This is a genomic window from Bradyrhizobium embrapense (assembly GCF_001189235.2).
GTDB lineage: Bacteria > Pseudomonadota > Alphaproteobacteria > Rhizobiales > Xanthobacteraceae > Bradyrhizobium > Bradyrhizobium embrapense.
Map to the genome: position 1 here is coordinate 1,159,586 of NZ_LFIP02000002.1, position 19,172 is coordinate 1,178,757.

The 19,172-nt window shown below is 66.1% G+C and carries 16 protein-coding genes; 7 read left to right on the forward strand and 9 right to left on the reverse strand.

The window, feature by feature from the left end:
• The first annotated feature begins 108 nt into the window (after positions 1-108).
• A complete protein-coding gene (locus tag AKN83_RS12910; protein ID WP_050404101.1) occupies positions 109-2,436 on the forward strand; it encodes a xanthine dehydrogenase family protein molybdopterin-binding subunit in 2,328 nt (775 codons plus the stop codon).
• Positions 2,437-2,572: 136 nt separating this feature from the next.
• Here the strand turns inward: AKN83_RS12910 and AKN83_RS12915 are convergent, their stop codons facing one another.
• The 3 genes from AKN83_RS12915 to AKN83_RS12925 are packed head-to-tail and all read right to left on the reverse strand — an operon-like array spanning position 2,573 to position 5,790.
• Positions 2,573-3,769 carry an acyl-CoA dehydrogenase family protein gene (locus tag AKN83_RS12915; RefSeq protein WP_050404102.1) on the reverse strand — a complete coding sequence of 399 codons (1,197 nt, stop codon included), beginning with the start codon at positions 3,767-3,769 and terminating at the stop codon, positions 2,573-2,575.
• Positions 3,770-3,782: 13 nt separating this feature from the next.
• Positions 3,783-4,928 carry an acyl-CoA dehydrogenase family protein gene (locus tag AKN83_RS12920; protein ID WP_050404103.1) on the reverse strand — a complete coding sequence of 382 codons (1,146 nt, stop codon included), beginning with the start codon at positions 4,926-4,928 and terminating at the stop codon, positions 3,783-3,785.
• Positions 4,929-4,932: 4 nt separating this feature from the next.
• Positions 4,933-5,790: an enoyl-CoA hydratase gene (locus AKN83_RS12925; protein WP_083992021.1), complete on the reverse strand. Its 858-nt coding sequence runs from the start codon at positions 5,788-5,790 to the stop codon at positions 4,933-4,935.
• Positions 5,791-5,949: 159 nt separating this feature from the next.
• Here AKN83_RS12925 and AKN83_RS12930 point away from each other — a divergent pair, with 159 nt between their 5' ends.
• From AKN83_RS12930 to AKN83_RS12940, 3 genes are read left to right on the forward strand one after another with little or no spacing between them, the layout of a single operon-like run.
• Positions 5,950-6,564 (forward strand): LemA family protein, encoded by a 615-nt coding sequence (locus AKN83_RS12930; RefSeq protein WP_050404104.1) that lies wholly within the window; start codon positions 5,950-5,952, stop codon positions 6,562-6,564.
• Between the two features lie 22 nt (positions 6,565-6,586).
• Positions 6,587-7,486, forward strand: coding sequence for a TPM domain-containing protein (locus AKN83_RS12935; RefSeq protein WP_050404105.1), 900 nt, complete (start codon positions 6,587-6,589; stop codon positions 7,484-7,486).
• A 4-nt stretch (positions 7,487-7,490) separates the two neighbouring features.
• The gene (locus tag AKN83_RS12940; protein ID WP_050404106.1) at positions 7,491-7,988 is read left to right on the forward strand and encodes a TPM domain-containing protein; all 498 of its coding nucleotides are present in this window, start codon (positions 7,491-7,493) and stop codon (positions 7,986-7,988) included.
• 111 nt (positions 7,989-8,099) lie between these two features.
• Here the strand turns inward: AKN83_RS12940 and AKN83_RS12945 are convergent, their stop codons facing one another.
• The 4 genes from AKN83_RS12945 to AKN83_RS12960 all read right to left on the reverse strand — a co-directional run bounded on the left by AKN83_RS12945 (position 8,100) and on the right by AKN83_RS12960 (position 11,439).
• Entirely contained in the window at positions 8,100-8,714 is a 615-nt protein-coding gene (locus AKN83_RS12945) for a glutathione S-transferase family protein (protein WP_050404168.1), read from the reverse strand.
• A gap of 103 nt (positions 8,715-8,817) precedes the next feature.
• Positions 8,818-10,131: an MFS transporter gene (locus tag AKN83_RS12950; RefSeq protein ID WP_050404107.1), complete on the reverse strand. Its 1,314-nt coding sequence runs from the start codon at positions 10,129-10,131 to the stop codon at positions 8,818-8,820.
• A 127-nt stretch (positions 10,132-10,258) separates the two neighbouring features.
• The gene (locus AKN83_RS12955) at positions 10,259-11,068 is read right to left on the reverse strand and encodes an MBL fold metallo-hydrolase (RefSeq protein WP_050404108.1); all 810 of its coding nucleotides are present in this window, start codon (positions 11,066-11,068) and stop codon (positions 10,259-10,261) included.
• Positions 11,065-11,439, reverse strand: a complete 375-nt coding sequence (locus AKN83_RS12960; protein WP_050404109.1) for a Crp/Fnr family transcriptional regulator — start codon at positions 11,437-11,439, stop codon at positions 11,065-11,067. Before AKN83_RS12960 ends, AKN83_RS12955 begins: the two co-directional genes overlap by 4 nt.
• 204 nt (positions 11,440-11,643) lie before the next feature.
• Here AKN83_RS12960 and AKN83_RS12965 point away from each other — a divergent pair, with 204 nt between their 5' ends.
• The 3 genes from AKN83_RS12965 (at position 11,644) to AKN83_RS40535 (ending at position 14,616) form a co-directional block, all read left to right on the forward strand.
• Positions 11,644-12,720 (forward strand): hypothetical protein, encoded by a 1,077-nt coding sequence (locus tag AKN83_RS12965; RefSeq protein WP_050404110.1) that lies wholly within the window; start codon positions 11,644-11,646, stop codon positions 12,718-12,720.
• A gap of 90 nt (positions 12,721-12,810) precedes the next feature.
• Positions 12,811-14,358 carry a hypothetical protein gene (locus tag AKN83_RS12970; RefSeq protein ID WP_050404111.1) on the forward strand — a complete coding sequence of 516 codons (1,548 nt, stop codon included), beginning with the start codon at positions 12,811-12,813 and terminating at the stop codon, positions 14,356-14,358.
• A 93-nt stretch (positions 14,359-14,451) separates the two neighbouring features.
• Positions 14,452-14,616: a hypothetical protein gene (locus tag AKN83_RS40535; protein WP_172803532.1), complete on the forward strand. Its 165-nt coding sequence runs from the start codon at positions 14,452-14,454 to the stop codon at positions 14,614-14,616.
• 90 nt (positions 14,617-14,706) lie between these two features.
• Here AKN83_RS40535 and AKN83_RS12975 read toward each other — a convergent pair whose 3' ends face one another.
• Positions 14,707-15,912, reverse strand: coding sequence for a CaiB/BaiF CoA transferase family protein (locus AKN83_RS12975; RefSeq protein WP_050404112.1), 1,206 nt, complete (start codon positions 15,910-15,912; stop codon positions 14,707-14,709).
• A 211-nt stretch (positions 15,913-16,123) separates the two neighbouring features.
• The gene (gene putA, locus AKN83_RS12980; protein ID WP_050404113.1) at positions 16,124-19,135 is read right to left on the reverse strand and encodes a bifunctional proline dehydrogenase/L-glutamate gamma-semialdehyde dehydrogenase PutA; all 3,012 of its coding nucleotides are present in this window, start codon (positions 19,133-19,135) and stop codon (positions 16,124-16,126) included.
• Positions 19,136-19,172 lie beyond the last annotated feature (37 nt).

Below are 19,172 nucleotides of genomic sequence, written 5' to 3' on the forward strand. Positions count from 1 at the left end.
TGGCTTGCGGGTTGCATCCGGCGCATTACGTCGTCGTTTCCGGGCGTGTTGTCTCGCGCCGAAAATCCGTTAAAACCCGCCGAAATTTATGAAATCAAGGACCCTCCGATGAACATTCTTCCCGGCAATATGCGTTTTGGTGCGGGCCAGCCGGTCAAGCGTCTGGAAGACCAGCGGCTGCTCACCGGGAAGGGGCACTTCATCGACGATAAGCCGCAGGACGGCGCGCTGTGGCTGCACGTGCTGCGCTCGCCGCATGCCCACGCCAACATCAAGTCGTTCGACGCCAAGGCGGCGCTGGAGATGCCCGGCGTCAAGGCGGTCTATACGGGCGCCGACCTCGTCAGGGACGATATCGGCACGCTGCCGACGCTTGCGATCTTTAAGCGGCCGGACGGCTCGCCGATGACGGTGCCGCCGCGGCGCCTGCTGGCGCATGAGGTGGTTCGTTACGCGGGCGAGGGCGTTGCGGCTGTGGTCGCGACCTCGCGCGTGCTGGCGCAGACCGCGGCCGAGGCGATCGAGGTCGATTACGAGGTGCTGCCTTCGGTGGTCGATCCGGTCGAGGCGATCAAGCCCGGTGCGCCGGTGGTCTGGCCGGAAGCGCCCGACAATATCGTGGCCGCGATGAGCTATGGCGACGCAGCCAAGGTCGAGGAAGCCTTTGCCAATGCCGCGCACAAAGTGTCGCTCGACCTGGTCAGCCAGCGCCTGGTGCCGTCGGCGATGGAGCCGCGCTCGACCATTGCCGAGATCGAGAAGAAGACCGGCCGGCTCATTCTCCACGTGCAGTCGCAGACCCCGGGCTCGACCCGCGATCTGCTGGCGGAATCGATCCTGAAGCGGCCGAAGGACAGCGTGCGCGTGCTGGTCGGCGACATCGGCGGCGGCTTCGGCCAGAAGACCAGCCTGTATCCCGAAGACGGCATCGTCGCCTATGCCGCGACCAAGCTGAACGAGAAGATCCGCTGGCGTGGCGATCGCACCGACGAATTCGTCGGCGGCACCCATGGCCGCGACCTCACCTCGACCGGTGAGTTTGCGCTCGACGCCAAGGGTCGCGTGCTGGCCTATCGCGTGCGTTCGATCGGCGGCACCGGCGCCTACTCGTCGGGCACCGCCAACATCATCCCGCTGGTGCTCGGCCCGTTCGTGCAGACCGGCGTCTACGATCTGCCGCTGGTGCATTTCGAAGTGAAGTCGGTGATGACCCACACCGCGCCGGTCGGCGCCTATCGCGGCGCCGGCAGGCCCGAGGCGGTGTTCATCGTCGAGCGGCTGTTCGATGCCGCCGCGCGCCAGATCGGCATGGACCCGCGCACCATCCGCAAGGTCAACTACATCAAGCCGGCGCAACTGCCCTACACCAATGCGGTTGGGCAGGTGTACGATTCCGGCGCCTTCGCCCACATGCTGGAGCGCGCCTCAGACCTCGCCGACTGGAACGGCTTTGCCGCGCGCAAGAAGGCGGCGAAGAAGAAAGGCCTGCTCTACGGTCGCGGTCTGACCAGCTACATCGAGTGGACCGGCGGCCGCGCCCACACCGAAAACGTGTCGCTGCATGCGACCGCCGAAGGCCGCGTCATCCTGCATTCCGGCACCATGGCGATGGGGCAGGGCCTCGCCACCACCTACACCCAGATGATCGCCGATACGCTCGGCATTGCCATGGACAAGATCGACGTCGTCCAGGGCGACACCGATCTGGCCACCGGCTTCGGCAGCGTCGGTTCGCGCTCGCTGTTCGTCGGCGGCACCGCAGTTGCGGTCTCCACCAACGACATGATCAACAAGGCGCGCGACAAGGCCTCCAACCTGCTGGAAGCCTCGGTCGAGGACATCGAGTATCGCGACGGCTTCCTCACCGTGGTCGGCACCGACAAGCGCATCAGCCTGTTCGAGATTGCGGCCAAGGAAAGCGGCGCAAAGCTCTCGGTCGAGAGCGAGGGCAATGTCGACGGACCGAGCTGGCCGAACGGCACGCATATCTGCGAGGTCGAGATCGATCCCGAGACCGGTGTCACGCGCGTGGTGCGCTACACCACGGTCGACGACGTCGGCGTCGCGGTCAATCCGATGCTGGTGACCGGGCAGGTGCATGGCGGCGTTGTCCAGGGCATCGGCCAGGCGCTGTTCGAGGGCGTGGCCTACAGCGAGGAAGGCCAGCTGCTGACCGCGAGCTATCAGGACTATTGCATCCCACGCGCCTCGGACGTTCCGCCGCTGTCGGTGACGCTCGATCCCTCCGCGCCCTGCAAGACCAATCCGCTCGGCGCCAAGGGCTGTGGCGAGTCGGGCGCGATCGGCGGGCCGCCTTGCATCACCAACGGCGTGATGGATGCCTTGAGCGAGGTCGGGATCACCCAGCTCAACACGCCGCTGACGCCGGTGAAGATCTGGCAGGCGATCCAGGACGCGAAAGCGGGGGCTGCTTAGGCGGCCCGCGCACTCTCACCACGTCATTCCGGGCATCGCGAAGCGATGAGCCCGGAATCCATCGGGCGCCACATTCTGAGGTGAAATGGATTCCGGGCTCGCGCTCATGTGCGCCCCGGAACGACGGAGGGAGAATTTACAGCCCCAGCACCATCTTCGCGATGATGTCTCGCTGGATCTCCGACGAGCCGCCGAAGATCGTGTACGCCCGCCCGTTGAGATATTCCGGCACTACCGGCAGCAGTTCTTCCGGGATCGCCGGCTCGTGGTTGAGCCGGTAGAACGGCCGCGCTGGCTCGACCGCAAGCCCGTCTTGGCCGATCACGTCGACGCCGAGCCGCGTCACCGCCTGACGGATCTCGCTGACCCTGAGCTTGATCAGCGACGACACCGCGCCGGGATTCTGCCCGGTCTGCAGTGCCGACAGCACCCTGAGCTCGGTCATCTCGAGCGCGTCGATATCGACCTCGAGCTCCGACATCCGTATCGCGATGTCGGGGTCTTCGATGGCGCGGCCGGTGACCTCGGACTCCGCGAGGTCGGCAATCGTCTTCAGCGCCTCACGCAGCTTGGCCGAGGCGATGCCGGAGCCGCGCTCGAATTCGAGCAGGTACTTTCCGTAGGTCCAGCCCTTGCCTTCCTCGCCGACGCGGTTGGCGACGGGCACGCGGACGTCGTCGAAGAACACCTGGTTGACCTCGTGATCGCCGCCGATCGTCAGTATTGGCCGCGTCGTGATGCCGGACGTCTTCATGTCGATGAGAATAAAACTGATGCCGTCCTGTTGCCGCGCCTCGTCGCTGGTGCGCACCAGCGCGAACATGCGGTTGGCGTGATGTGCGTGCGTGGTCCAGATCTTGGTGCCGTTGATGACGTAGTCGTCGCCGTCGCGCACCGCGCGGGTCTTCAGCGACGACAGGTCGGAGCCGGAGCCCGGCTCGGAATAGCCCTGGCACCAATAGTCCTCGCCGGAAAGAATGCGCGGCAGATAATAATTCTTCTGCTCCGGGGAGCCGAAGCCGATGATGACCGGGCCGACCATCTTCACGCCCATCACGTTGACATTCGGGACGCCGGCGCGGGCGCATTCGGCCTCGAAGATCCAGCGCTGCGCCGGCGTCCAGTCCGGCCCGCCATGCTCGACCGGCCAGCCCGGCGCGCCCCAGCCCTTCTTGTGTAGTGCGCGCTGCCAGGCCGTGCCGATGTCGGGATCGGAGAACACCGACGGCGTCAGCGCGGTGGCGCGCTTCATCTCCGGCGTCAGGCTCTCGGCGATGTAGTCGCGGACTTCCTGTTCGAAAGCCCGTTCCTCGGCACTGAAGGTGAGATCCATGGAGCGCTCTCCGTTACGCGTGGGCGCGGCCGCTCAGCGCGGCGTGGCGGCGATAATGATGGGCGCTGCTGCCGAACAGCGTGTCGAAGGCGAGCAGCCGCTTGAAATAGGCGCCGATGTCGAGCTCCTCGGTGACGCCCATCGCGCCGTGAAGCTGCACCGCTTGCTCGGCAACGAAGCGCGCGCATCTGCCGATTTTCGCCTTGGCGCCGGAAGCGGCGCGGCCGCGGGCCACGGGCTCGGCGCCCGCCATCAGCGCAGCGCGCAGCGCCATCGACCGCGCCTCGTCGACCTGCATCGCGACGTCGGCGAGGCGATGGCGGATCACCTGGTTGGCCGATAGCGGGCGGCCGAACTGCTTGCGGATCTTGGTGTATTCGAGCGTGGTGTCGAGCAGCGTCTGCATGATGCCGACCGCCTCGGCGCCGAGCGCGGCCATCGCTCGGTCGACCACGGTCTCGATCGCGGGCAGCGTATCCCGTCCGTCGCCGAGCAGCGCGTCGGCGGGCACTTGCACATCGCTGAGATCGAGATTGCAGCCGTGCCCGCCGCCGAGCCGCGCGTAGTCGCGCAAGGTGAGACCCGGTGTACCGGGAGGCACGAGGAACAAGCAAAGCTTGCCAGATGCGCCGTTGGCGTTGGCGGTGCGGGCCGAGACGATGATCTGGCTGGCGGCCGCGCCGTCCAGCACGGCGATCTTGCTGCCGTTCAGCCGCCAGCCGTCGGCGGTCTTGGCGGCCGTGGTGTCGACATGGGCGAGGTCGAACCGCGCGGCGCGCTCCGAATGCGCGAAGGCAAGCGTGAGCGCGCCCTCGGCGACCCTGGGCAGGATCGCCTGCTGCTGTGCCTCGGTGCCGCATTCGGCGACCAGCGCAGCGCCGATCACGACCGTGGACAGGAACGGCTCGGACACCAGGCCGCGGCCGAATGCTTCCATCAGCAGCCCGATCTCGATCGCGCCGCCGCCGAGCCCGCCATGGGCTTCGGCGATCGGCAGCGCCAGCCAGCCGAGCTCGGCGAACTGCTTCCAGATCGCGGGTGAATAACCCAGCGGATCGTTCGTCGCCTTCTTGCGATGCTCCGATGTGAAGGTCTCCGCCACGAAGCGGTCGGCACTTTCGCGCAGCAGGCGCTGCTCGTCGCTCAGGGTAAGGTCCATCTGATTACTTCACGTTGGCGTTTTTCTTGACGGAGGGATGCAGGCCCGCAGGGTCCACTATCATTCCGAATTGCTGCAGGTTGTGGGCGTGGCAGAGCTGATGCAGCGCGAACGCCTGATCGATCGCGGCGGGTTGGCCCATGATGTCGATCGAGCGGTTCACCGCCTCCTTGGATAGCTTCAGCGCGAAGGCAGGCTTGGCCGCGATCCTGCGCGCCAGCGCCAGCGTGAAGGAGGAGAGATCGCCGCGCGGCACCACGTGATTGACCATGCCGAGGCGATGCGCCTCGTCGGCGCTCCAGACATCCGCGGTGAACAACATCTCCTTGGCCTTGCGCGCGCCGAGCTCCCAGGGATGCACGAACCATTCGACGCCGCAGACGCCCATCGTCACGACGGGATCGCAGAACTCGGCATCGTGGCTCGCGACGATCAGGTCGCAGGCCCAGGCCAGCATCAGCCCGCCGGCGATGCATTTGCCGTGGATCTCCGCGATCGTGGGCTTGGCGAGATTGCGCCAGCGCCGTGTGATCTGCAGGTAGATCTCCTGCTCGCGCGCGAAGCGGCCGTGGGCGTTCGGTTCGGCGAAGCCGCCCCAATTTCCGACTGGCGGGAAATCGACGCCGGCCTCGTTCTTGCCGGCGGGCCGCAGATCGTGGCCAGCCGAGAAATGCGGGCCGTTGCCGGCGAGGATGATGACCTTGATCGCGTCGTCCTGCACTGCCTGGTCGAAGGCGGTGTTGAGGTCGTAGGTCATCTGCAGGTTCTGGGCGTTGCGCGCCTCAGGTCGATTCATCACGATCCGCGCAATCGCGGGGTCGGGCCGCTCGACGACGATCGTCTCGAATTGTTCAGACGCCAATGGATCCTCCCGGGACCGATTTTTCCGCCATGATGAACGGCGCGGGGAGGGAGTGGCAAGGGCTATCGTCTGCAAAACCGCCCGCGTATCCCGCCGCGCGGGATTGTCAGCCGGAAATCTGTTACTCTGATACGAGAATCCACCGGGAGGACCATCTTCATGCGCAAGCTTTGGACCGTGCTGGCAGCGCTGGCGACCTTGAGCCTGACCAACTGCGGCTACAACGCGATCCAGACCAATGACGAGCAGGTCAAGTCGAGCTGGTCGGAGGTGGTGAACCAGTACCAGCGGCGCGCCGATCTGGTGCCGAACCTGGTCAACTCGGTGAAGGGCTTTGCGCAGCAGGAGAAGGACGTGCTGCTCGGCGTCACCAACGCACGCGCCAAGGTCGGCAGCATTCAGGCGACGCCCGAGGTGCTCAACGATCCCGCCGCGTTCCAGAAGTTCACCCAGGCGCAGGGTGAACTGACCAGCGCGCTGTCGCGGCTGCTGGTCGTCACCGAGAACTACCCGCAGCTGAAATCGGATGCGCTGTTCCGCGATTTGATGGCGCAGCTCGAAGGCACCGAGAACCGCATTACCGTGGCGCGCAATCGCTACATCAAGGCGGTGCAGGACTACAACGTCGGCATCCGCACCTTCCCGAACAATCTGACCGCAATGGCGTTCGGCTACAAGGAGAAGCCCAACTTCACGGTCGACAATGAGAAGGAGATCTCGACCGCGCCGAAGGTCGACTTCAATCCGGCTCCGGCGCCCGCGCCGTCGAAATAGCGTCGGCGGGGCGCCTACCGCGATGACTGTCGCACGCGTCATCCTGATCGCTTTGCTGCTGGGCTTCGTGTGCCCGGCGTGGGCGGAGGTCGCAGTGCCTCAGCTCACTGGCCGCGTCGTCGATCAGACCGGGACGCTGTCGGCGAGTGACGTTGCGTCGCTGAACGACAGGCTGAAGGATCTGGAGACCCGCAAGGGCAGCCAGATCGCGGTTCTGATCGTGCCGACCACGGGCGAGGAAACCATCGAGCAGTTCTCGATCCGCGTTGCCGAGGCCTGGAAGATCGGGCGCAAGAAGGTTGACGACGGCGCGCTGTTCGTCGTCGCCAAGAGCGACCGGCATCTGCGCATCGAGGTCGGCTACGGCCTCGAGGGCGTGCTGAGCGACGTCGTCACCCACCGCATCATCGACGAAGACATCACGCCGAAATTCAAGGCCGGCGATTTCGCCGGCGGCATCTCGGCCGGCGTCGACCGCATGATCCGTCTGATCAATGGCGAGCATTTGCCCGCGCCGGAGCCCGAGCATTGGCAAGGGCCGAGCCTGGTCGACTTTGCCAATCCAGTGGTGATCTTCGTCGTCATCATCGCGGCGAGCGTGTTGCGCGCGATGCTGGGGCGGCTATTGGGCTCGGTCGCGACCGGCGGTATCGTCGGCGTCTTCACCTGGATGGTCGCCGGCTCGCTTGCCACTGCCATGGTGATCGGGCTGTTCGCGGCCGTTGCCGCGCTGATCTTCGGCGGATTGAATTTCGGCGGTCCGGCGGCCGGCTCGGGACCGTACCGGCGTGGCGGCGGTTATTCCGGCGGCTGGTCGGGCGGCGGTGGTGGCTGGAGCAGCGGCTCGAGCTCGGGCGACAGCGGCGGCTTCAGCGGCGGAGGCGGCAGCTTCGGCGGTGGCGGCGCCTCGGGGAGCTGGTAGGCACATGGGCATCAAGCGCATCGGCAAGCATCTGCTCGAACACCGCTGGCGCGTGCGGCGCGAGTTTCCGCCGCGCGTGCTCGATGCAATCGAGCAGGCGATCAAGGCCGGCGAGGCGACCCACTCGGGCCAGATCCGCTTCGTCGTCGAGGGCGCGCTCGATGGCGTGCCGCTGTTCCGCGATCAGCCGGCGCGGGAGCGGGCGCTCGACGTGTTCGCGCACCTGCGGATCTGGGACACCCATCACAACAATGGCGTTCTGATCTATCTTTTGCTCGCCGACCGCGATGTCGAGATCGTCGCCGATCGCGGCATCGATGCCAAGGTCGGCCATGCCGGCTGGGAAGCGATTTGCCGCGCGATGGAAACGGACTTCCGGGCGGGCCGGTTCGAGCAGGGCGTGATCAAGGGGATCGAGGCGGTGTCGCGGGAGCTCGCGAAGTATTTCCCGCACGTCGAGGGCGGACCGAACGAGCTGCCGGACAAGCCGGTGGTGATCTAGGCCGACTCTCCCCACGTCATTGCGAGCGAAGCGAGGCAATCCAGCTCTCCACGTGCGGTGAGGTGGATTGCTTGGTCGCTGTCGTTCCTCGCAATGACGGCTCTGAAAGGCTTACGCCTTCACCGAAGGCCGCGCACCCACACGGTCGAACCAGGCTACGATGTTGCCGTTCGACGGGTCCAGCGGCTGGCCGACCTGGTTGCCGAAATCGAGCCAGCAATAGAGCAGCATGTCGGCGAGGGTGAAGCGCTTGCCGCAGATATAGTCGCGGCCGTCGGCCATCTGGTCGTTCAGCCACTTGATGCGGTTGGCGGCGATCATCTTCAGCCCGGGCGAGGCCTCCGGCGCCACCGGAATGCGCTTCTCGAAGAATTTCAGCGCCTCGCCGAAGCGGTAGCCGTTGGCGAGCGGCTCGGCGATGTTGAGATCGACGCGGCGGGTCCACATCCGGCACTCGGCGCGCTCTTCCGGCGTGCTGCCGATCATGGCGGGCGTGGGGTGCTTCTCCTCGAGATATTCGCAGATCGCCGTGATCTCCGAGAGGTAGTTGCCGCAGTCGAGCTCGAGCGTCGGCATCTGGCCGTGCGGATTGCGCTTCAGATGCGCAGCCTCACGGTTCTCGCCCTTGCGCAGGTCGACGGTCTGCTTGGGGATCTCGATGCCCTTCTCGGCCATGAACATGCGCACGATGCGCGGATTGGGCCCGATCGAGTCGTAAAGCTTCATCGTCCTCGCTCCCTGTTCTTCAGTGTTATTCTTGTCGCTGTTGAACAGGCCACGCGCGGATTTGTCAAATGCAGCGCCGCAGTCGTGGTCGCGCACGCGGACCTCATTGCGCGGGCTGAGTTGCGATTCCCGGCACGGAAGGTCTCCCGCGATAGACCGACAGACCCACGAGACCCACCGCCGCGGCGAACAGGATGTAGTAGACCGGTGCAGCCTTGTCGCCGGTGATCTGCACCAGCCAGGTGTTGATGAACGGCGCCAGCCCGCCGAACAGCATCACGGCGAGGTTGTACATCAGCGATGCTCCGGTCGAGCGCACGCCGACCGGAAAGATCTCGGTCATGAAGGCCGGCATCGGCCCGGCCAGGGCTCCGAGCAGGACCGCGACGATCTGCAACTGCCAGAGGTTCGCGGTGGTCGGGGCGGCGACGAGCCGCTGCAGGATCACGTAGAACAGCACGCTGTAGATGATCAGCGCCGGAACAAGGACCGCGCGACGACCGATCCGGTCGGAGAGCGCGCCGCATGCCACCGCCACCGCCGCATTGACGAGGCTGACGACGAGCAGGCCGAGCTGCGCGTTCAGGATCGGCAGCTTCAGCTCAGCGACCGCATAGGTCGGCAGAAAGATCGCATTGACATAGTTGATCGCCGTACCGGCGGCGATCAGGCAGAACGAGGCAATCAACTCGCGCGGATGCTCGGAGAACAACTGGCCGAGCGTGGTCTGCCTGCTCGGTTGCGCCGTCGCGGCCTTCTCGGCGAGATAGGCCTTGAATTCGGGCGACTCGTCGCACTTTTGCCTCAGGTACCATCCGGTCGGCCCGATCAGGATGCCGAGGATGAACGGCACGCGCCAGCCCCAGCTCGCGAAGGCGTCGGGCGACAGGCTGACATTGAGGCCGATCGCCATCGCGGCACCGAGGCCGAACGCCAACGATTGCGACACCATCTGGAATGAGCCGTAAAAGCCGCGCCGGCCGGGCGGCGCGAATTCGATCAGCATCGCGCTGGCGCTGCCGAACTCGCCGCCGGCGGAGAATCCCTGGATCAGCCGTGCCAGCAGCAATAGCAGCGGCGCCGCGATTCCGATCGCGCCATAGGTCGGCAGCAGGCCGAGCAGGCCGGTGCCGATCGCCATCAGCGATATCATCACGACCAGCGCCTTCTTGCGGCCGTGCTTGTCGGAATACAGCCCGAACACCAGGCCACCCAGCGGCCGGGCTGCAAAGGCGATCCCGAATGTCGCGAAGGTCAGCAGCAGCGAGGAATGCGGATTGTCCGCCGGAAAGAACAGCTTGCTCAGGATGCCGGCGAACAGGCCGAAGACGGTGAAGTCGAACCATTCCAGCGCATTGCCGATCGTGGAGGAGATCACCACCCGGCGGCGCATCTGCGCCATCGTGTCAGCCTGCATTGGTTTCGTCTCCCCCGCTATCGGCAATGGCTTGCATCGCCGAGCCCATGATTTTTGTCATTGTGGGCCGATCCTAATGCAAAGTCATGGCAGGCCACAACGGGTGACCTTGGGCTCGGTCCGACCGTCAATCGTCGAGCTTGTTGAGGTCGCGTACCGACTGCATGATCGGCTCGAAATTCGCGCGTGCATCGAGCGCATCGAACAGTTGCGCGGTGTCCTCGAGCAGGGCATGCGAGCGCTGCAGCGCGATCCGCACATCATCCTGCGGCGTGTCGGACAGGCGGCCATGACCCGACAGCAGGATCTTCGAATTGAGCCCCTTCAGCCGTTCCAGTGACTGGATGTAGTCGGCGATCGAGCCGGAGCCGAACACGCCGCCCATCACGCCGCCGGGCATCAGCGTGTCGGCGGCGAACAGCAGCCCCTTGTCCTGATCGAACAGCGAGATGCAGGCCGAGGTGTGGCCTGGCGTGTACATCACGTTGAGGCGGAAATTGCCGAGGTCGATCAGATTGCCTTCCTCGAGCCAGATGTCGATGTCGATCGGCACGTTCGGTTCGTTGAACATCTTGCGCAGCATCGAGAAGTCGTCGCGCAGCATGATCTTGTTGGCGGCGAGCCGGTGCGCGGCGATGTAGGCCGAGCCATGGAAATGATAGGCCGCGCCGATGTGGTCGAGATGCTCGTGGCTCAGCACCACCATGTCGATCATGTCGGGCGTCACCCCGAGATGGTTGAGACAGGCGACCAGCGACGGATAGTTGGTCGACAGCCCGACGTCGATCATGATGGTCCGCTTGCTGCCGCGCACGAGATAGGCGTTGGCCGCACGATTCTTGAAGCGGATCTGGTAGACGTCGTCGGCCGCCTGGATCAGCGTCGCGACGTCGGCGTCGAACAGCGTCTTGAACGGGCTTGGCTTGCGCTCGCTCATGGTGCAGCCGCCGTCCGGTATGTAACGGCGTTGGAGGCGCGCAGCCGTTTCGAGAGTGCATCCATCACCATCAGCGCGAAGGCCGGCTGCTGGCTGACTAGATAGACGAAGCGGGCGTGATTGATCCGCATCACTCGCGTCGCGGGCGCGGAGGCGATCGCGGTTGCCGAGCGCGCCGAGCCGTCGATCACGGCCATCTCGCCGAAGAACTCGCCCTTGCCGAGGCTGACGATGACCGTCTTGTGTCGGCCATCGATCTTGGCGATGTCGACGGTGCCGTCGAGCACGACGAACAGCTCGCGGCCCGTCGAGCCTTCCTCAAAAATGACGTCATCGACATCAAATTCATTGATGCACTTCTCGATCGTCATGGCGCTCTCCTGCCTTCTGGCTGGAAGACGGCGGTATGTTAATCGGGAAAGCGCCGCGCGCAAACGGAGCTGACGCAGATTGCCGCACGGCAACATCGCCCAAATCCGGCCCGGAAAACTCCCTAAAATTTAGGTAATGGCGGCGCGGGGTAACCATTTCGCAAGCAATGAAAGTTACCGAATTGTCAACCTATCCTGGAGACTTTGAACGTGAGTGAGCAGCAGAGCGAGCCGGTCAGCGGTCAAGCCGGCGCCGAGACGGCGGCGAAGAGCGAGCCCGTGATGGCCGCGGCCGGTGCCGAGGCTGTCAGGCTTGCGCCCGAGCAGGAAGAGACCTCGCCAAAGGCCGACGCGCCCCGGATGGACGCGCCGAAGGTTGAAGCCCCCAAGATCGAGCCGTCCCGGCTTGATCCGGTGATCGAGGCAAAGATTGACGCCAACATCGGCGCCAAGATCGAGCCGACCAACATGGACGTGCCCAAGGTCGAGACCGGCAAGCGTGAAGAGCCGCCTTTCCCGGGCAAGCTGATGATCATGGCGCCGGGTGACCGGACCTGGGACCACGAGGCATCCGCCTCCAGGCCGGGCACCGAGCAGAGCGGCAAGACATCAGGCAAACCGGCCGGTACGCGCCGGTTCGGGGCCATGGCCGCGGTGATTGCGCTGGCGACCGTCGCGGGGGCCGTCGGTGGTGCGCTCGCGACCGCCGGGCTTGGCCATCTCGCCGCGCCCGCCGCTGCCTCCGTCAGGGATGTGGCTGCCAAGGACGCTGCCAACGCCGCCGCCAAGGAAGCGGCCGATGCCTCCTTCGCCCGGATTGAATCCGAAATCGCCGGGCTGAAGGCCAGCCTGGAGCAGGCTGCCAAGGCCGGCCAGGCCCAGTTCAGCAAGGCCAGTGACCGGATCGAGAAGGTCGAGAAGGCCCAGGCCGAGCCGATCGCCAGGCTCAACAAGCTCAGCGAGACCGTCGACAAGCTCCGCGCCCCGCAGACGACCGTCGCCGCCGTGACGCCCGCCCGCGAGGTGACCGGCTCGGTCCCGCCGGTGACTGCCGCGGCAGCACCCGCCGCCCCGAGGCCCGAGGTCGGCCGCATGCCGGTGGTCGACGGCTGGGCGCTGCGCGACGTCGGCAATGGCGGCGCACTGATCGAGGGCCGCGGCGGCATCTACGAGGTCTATGCCGGCGATCCCGTCCCCGGCCTCGGCCGCGTCGATGCGATCCGCAAGCAGGATGGCCGTTGGGTGGTCGTCACCAGCAAGGGTCTGATCGTCTCGCGCTGATCTGTGAAACGCGACGATACCAAGGCGCTTCACCGCGATGTGAAGCGCCTTTTTTCTTGAATAGGGTTTGCCGTGCGGTGTTAGTGGGGCATGAGCCGCGCGCTGAAATGCCTCCTGGTGATGTCCGTTCTGTTCGGCGGCGCCGTGCCTGGGCGCGCCGCGGAGCATTTCGCGCTCGAGCGCGGCGCGGCGGTGATCGATCCCGCGATCCTGCGCGAGCTCGATCATGGCCGCTTCGGCCTCGGCCGGATGCTGGCGCCGGAGCGCGCCGCCGATACGCCGCTGTCCAATCGCGACCTGTTCGGATTGCCTGCGATGCTGCCGGTGCGCGAGGCGCTCGACCGCGAATTCGATCACTATGTCGGACAGCACAAGGCAAGCCTGCCGAACGAGAGCATCGGGGTCGGCGACGGCTTTGCGTTTCAGCTGTTCGATCGCGCGCTGCTTGAATCCGCTGACGTTCGCTTCGTGCTGGCCGGCATCGTCAACCGCATGGACCGCGCCTATGTGGCGCCGAAAGATTGCGGCGAGATCCGGTTGATCTACCGGCTGACTCGCACCGACGTGCCGCTGATCGGCGAGAACGCGGTCTCGCAGCGGCTGCCGATGACGCTGAACCTGGTGTTGAAGGCGAAGGGCGACGGCAACGATGCCTCGCTGACCTGTCGCGAGCTCGCGCGGCGCTGGCTCGCGACCGCCAGCGCGCCGCCGACGATGGACAGGCTGTTCGGCAAGGACGGGCCGCTCGACCTGATCGATGCCCGCAACATCGATCGCATCGAGACCAATCTGCAGATCGCTCATGCGCCGAAATCCGCGGTGCGCGACTTCCGCACCGACTATCTCCTGAAGGTGTTCGACTATGACGCCGCGGCGAAACGCTTTGCCGAGGCGCCGCTGGAGAACCAGATCGACCGCGATCGTATTCTGGCCGACGCGGCCTTGAAGCGCGACTTCAGGGCATGGCTGCTCGATCCCGGGCATTTTGCCGAGCTCGATCGCGGCACCTTGCTGATCCCCGATCGCTTCCTCGCGACATCAGCGGTGGCGCCAACGCCGACCGGTTTTGATGTCAGTGATCTGGAGCCTGAGTTCGGGATGGTGCAGGGCGAGGGGACAGCCGGCACGGCGGTGTTCTCGGAAGGCGAGGTGGTCGGCGCGTTGCAGAAGGCCGCGGCCGACGGAACGAAGCTGCAAAACATCCAGTCGCTGGCCGGCTTCGAGCGGCGCCTCAACGACGTCACCTGCGCCGGATGCCATCAGACCCGCGGCATCGGCGGCTTCCATTTTCCCGGCGTCGACTGGATGGCGGCAAAGCCGTCGAACTCCACCGTGGTGCCGGCCTCGCCGCATTTCTTCGGCGACCAGCCTCGCCGCCGCGACATCCTCACCAGCGTCCGCGACGGCAAGGCGCCGGACTTCTCGCGCGGCTTCTCCAACCGACCGCAACTGCGCGCCGGCGCCGAGCTTGCCGGCACCGAATACAGCGACGGCTGGGGCGCGCATTGCTATCTGCCGAACGCTAAACCGGCCCAGACCGACCGCAGCTTTCGCGGCTGGACCTGCGCCGAAGGCCTTGCCTGCCAGGTCGCGGGGAAGACCTCACGGATGGGGATGTGCTTCGTGCAGGGACGGTGAGTTCAGCCGGAACCGAAGCGGCTGCGCGTCATTATTTGATGCTACACTCGAGCTTGCCCAGGACCTGACAGCTCTTGACCGGAGACCGGCCCGATGAGTGCTTCCGAGGACAACAAGCAGCGCAATCGCGAGATCGCGGCCAATGAGGCCGAGCGTCAGGCGGTCAGCGCCGTCCGCGTCAGCAGCTGGGCGATCGGGCTCGCGGTGATCATCGGCATCATCGTGGTGGCCATCGCCTGGGCCTGGATGAAGCGCTGAGCTTTCCTTGTAGCCCGGATGGAGCGCAGCGCAATCCGGGAACGGAGTATTCGAGGACGCTTCGCTCCATCCGGGCTACGTGTCGCGTGACTATGCCACCGCGCCGGACGCGCGCAGCTTCCGGATCGTGGCCTCGTCGTAGCCGGCCTGGCGCAGGATCTCGTCGGAGTGCTCGCCGACCTCGGGCGGCTTGCGTGGCTGCACCTTCTTGGCGCCGTCGATGAAGATCGGGCTGTTGACGGTGAGCATGGTGTCGTTCTCGAAGCGCACCAGCACCTCGTTCTCGATCATCTGCTTGTCGTTCGGAATGTCGTCGAGGATGCCGACGACGCCGAACACCAGGCCGTTGCCGTCGAGGATCTTGCGCCATTCGGCGAGGTCCTTGCCGGCGAACACCTCGTCGAAGATCCTGATCAGTTCGACCGAGCGCGCATGGCGGTCCGCCTTGGTGGCGAAGCGCGCGTCGGCGAGGAGGTCCTCGCGGCCCATGCAGCGCGCCAGGGTCGGCCACTGCCGGTCCTCGTTGAGCAGCGACAGGATCAGCCAGCGGCCGTCCTTGCACTTGTAGTGGTTGGTGACGGCGTTCAGCGCCTCTTCGCGCGGCTTGCGCTTCTTGAACTTGGCGCCGACCAGCTTGGCCTGCGCCAGCACGCCGTTGGCCCAGATGCCGTTGGCCATCAGATTGGTCGAGACGTGCGAGCCCTTGCCGGTCTTCTCGCGCTGGAACAGCGCGGTGACGATCGCGCCGTAGAACGCCATCGCGCAGGGATGATCGCCCATGCCGGCGACGGAACGTGCCGGCGTGGTGTCCTCGTCGGCGCGCACCAGGTCCATCAGGCCGGAGCGGGCCCAGTAGGCGTTGGAGTCAAAGCCGGGCTTGTTGGCCTCTTCGCCCTTCTCGCCGTAACCGGTGAAGGAGGCGTAGATCAGCCGGTCGTTGAGATGGGCCAGATGATCGTAGGTGATGCCGAGCTTCGCCCGCACCTGCGGCGGCATGTTGGTGATGAAGACGTCGGCCTCGGCGACGAGCTTGTAGAGCACCTGCTGTGCGTCCGGCTTGGTGAGGTCGAGCGCGAGGCTCTTCTTGTTGCGGGCCTCCAGCATCCACGCGAAATTGTGCTCGCTGGCGGGATAGCCGGGCAGATTGGGCAGATTGCGGTAGGGATCGCCGGCGCCGGGCGGTTCGATCTTGATGACGTCGGCGCCGAAGTCGGACAGCACGGTCGCGGCCGCGGGCGCCGCGATGAAGCTCGCGCAGTCCAGGACCTTGAGCCCGTCAAAAATGCCTTTTTCCATCGTGCCGTCGCTCCCGTGGCGCTTGTTGGTGTTTTTCCGGTAGCTGGAATTATCGCGTGCGATGATCCCGATCGGACCGCCATTTGACCCATCTCGGGGGCACGATGCAACGGCTTGTTGAGCGCCATTGCGAGCGCAGCGAAGCAATCGATACCTCATCCCGGGATAGGTGGATTGCTTCGTCGCTCTGCTCCTCGCAATGACGCATCCGTTACTCCACGCCCGCCATCAGCGCCGCATTGCCGCCGGCGGCGGCGGTGTTGATCGTCACCGTCTGCTCGGTGGCGAAGCTAGTGAGGTAGTGCGGGCCGCCGGCCTTGGGGCCGGTGCCGGAGAGGCCGCTGCCGCCGAACGGCTGCACGCCGACCACCGCGCCAATCATGTTGCGGTTGACATAGATGTTGCCGACCTGAAGACGATCGATCACGTGCTCGATCGTGTCGTCGATGCGCGAGTGGATGCCGAGCGTCAGCGCAAACCCAGTCGCCTCGATCGCGGAAAGCACCTCGCCGAACCGTTCGGCGCGGTAGCGCACGACATGCAGGATCGGGCCGAACACCTCCTCACGCAGCTGGCTTGCGGACGAGAGCTCGAAGATATGCGGCGCGACGAAATTGCCTGCAGGGGCCTCGCCGGCGAGATGCACCCGCGCTTCCTTTTTCATCCGCGCGATGTGCGCGTCGAGGCGCAGCTTGGCTTCGGCATCGATCACCGGTCCGATATGCGTCGATGGCTCCGATGGATCGCCGATCTTCAATTCGCGTGCCGCGCCAGCGATCATCTCGATCATGCGGTCGGCGACGTCGTCCTGCACGAACAGCAGCCGCAGCGCCGAGCAGCGCTGGCCGGCGGAACGGAACGCCGAGGTCACGACGTCATCGGCAACCTGCTCGGGCAACGCGGTGGCATCGACGATCATCGCATTGATGCCGCCGGTCTCGGCGATCAGCGGCACGATCGGGCCGTCCTTGGCCGCGAGCGTCCGGTTGATCGATCGCGCCACCTCCGTGGAGCCAGTGAAGACCACGCCAGCAATGGCGGGATGGCTGACCAGCGCGGCACCGGCAGTGCCGTCGCCCTGAACCAGATGCAGGGCCGATGCTGGCACGCCGGCCTGGTGCAGCAGCGCGACGGCCTCGGCTGCGATCCGCGGGGTCTGCTCGGCCGGCTTTGCGATCACCGCATTGCCGGCCATCAGCGCCGCCGTGACCTGACCGAGGAAGATCGCGAGCGGGAAATTCCATGGCGAAATCGCGACGAAGGCGCCACGGCCGCGCAGCTCCAGCACGTTGCTTTCGCCAGTCGGCCCGGGCATCGCCTCGCCCTGGCCGAACAGTTTTTGACCGAGCGCTGCATAGTAGCGGCAGAAGTCGATCGCCTCGCGCACCTCCGAGAGCGCGTCGTCGAGCGTCTTGCCGCCTTCGCTCTGCAGCAGGGCGAGGAAGTGCGCGCGGCGCTGCTCGAGCAGGTCCGCGGCCTCGTCGAGGATCGCCGCACGTTGGGCGGCGGGCGTTGCGTTCCAGGCCTTGAAGCCGGCGCGGGCGGCAACGACCGCGGCGTTCGCCTGTTCGGCCCTCGACGTTGCGACCATGCCCGACGCCGCCTTGGGTTCGGCCGCGATCGCCGATGTCAGCGCGTCGAGCGCCTTTCGCTCGCCGAACTCGATGCCGTGCGAATTCTCGCGTTGCGGCCGGTAGAGATCGGCCGGCAATGGAATTCCGGAGTGCGCCGCGTTGTCGTCGGCGCCGATGATCTCGGCCGGGCGGCGCAGCAGGTCCACGATGGAAACGCGATTGTCCGCCGCCAGCGCCACAAAGGACGAATTTGCGCCGTTCTCGAGCAGCCGCCGCACCAGATAGGCAAGCAGGTCGCGGTGGCTGCCGACCGGGGCATAGGTGCGGTGGGCGATCTCCGGCCTGTCGTCGCCAAGCTGGGCGTAGAGCGCTTCGCCCATGCCGTGCAGCCGCTGGAACTCGAAGCTCGTGGGATCGTCCGACAGTTCGAGGATGGTCGCGACCGTCAGCGCGTTGTGGGTGGCGAATTGCGGAAACAGCCGCGGCCGCAAGCCGAGCAGCTTGCGCGCGCAGGCGACATAGTTCAGATCGGTCATCGCCTTGCGGGTGAACACCGGATAGCCGTCGAGCCCGCGCTCCTGTGCGCGCTTGATCTCGGTGTCCCAATAGGCGCCCTTGACCAGGCGCACCATCATCCTGCGGTCGAGCGCGCGCGTCAGCGCATCGATGTAGTCGATCACGTCGGCGGCGCGCTTCTGATAGGCCTGGATCGCAAGCCCGAAGCCGCTCCAGCCGGCGAGCGACGGGTCGGCGAAGGCAGCTGCGATGACGTCGAGCGACAGCTCCAGCCGGTCGGCTTCCTCGGCATCGACGGTGAAGTTGAGGTCGAACGCCTTGGCGCGGCGCGCCAGGTCGATCAGCTGCGGCACCAGCTCGGTCATCACGCGAGCGTGGCTAACCGCCTCGAAGCGCGGATGCAGCGCGGAGAGTTTGACTGAGATGCCGGGCCGGTCGGGCAGGGCCTGATCGTCGGCCGCCTTGCCAATCGCGTCGATCGCGCGGGCATAGGATTCGAAATAGCGGCGGGCATCGTCGGCGGTGCGGGCGCCCTCGCCAAGCATATCGAACGAATAGCGCGAGCCACGGGCCGTGTGCGATTGCGCCCGCGACAGCGCGGCCTCGATGGTCTCGCCGAGCACGAAATGGCTGCCCATCAGCCGCATCGCCTGCCGTGTCGCAGCGCGCACCGCAGGGGCGCCGAGCCGCTTGGTCAGCCGACCTATCGTGCCTTGCGGTGTTTCACCGGGCTGGATTACGCGGGCCGACATGCCGAGCGCCCAGGCCGAGGCGTTGACCATGAACGCGCTCGATCTGGTCTCGTGGTTGACGAAGTCGCCCTGGCCGAGCTTGTCCTCGATGAACTGGTCGGCGGTGCGCGCGTCGGGCACCCTGAGCAGCGCCTCCGCGAGCACCATCAGCGCCAGGCCCTCCTTGGTCGACAGCGCGAACTCGCGCAGCATGTCCTCGACCCCGCCGAGCGGATCGTCATTGGCCCTGATCGCCTCGATCAGGCGTCGCGCGGTGCGGTCGACCCCAGCCTCCTGATCCGCGCCAAGCTGCGCGTCCCGGCACAGCCTGCCGGCGATCGCGGTGTCATCGGGGGCGTAGGGCGCGCTGAACGGCGGCGGGAGCGGGGATGGGTCGGGCATGGCGGTCCCTTGGCGGTTCCTCGATGGTTGCACAGGA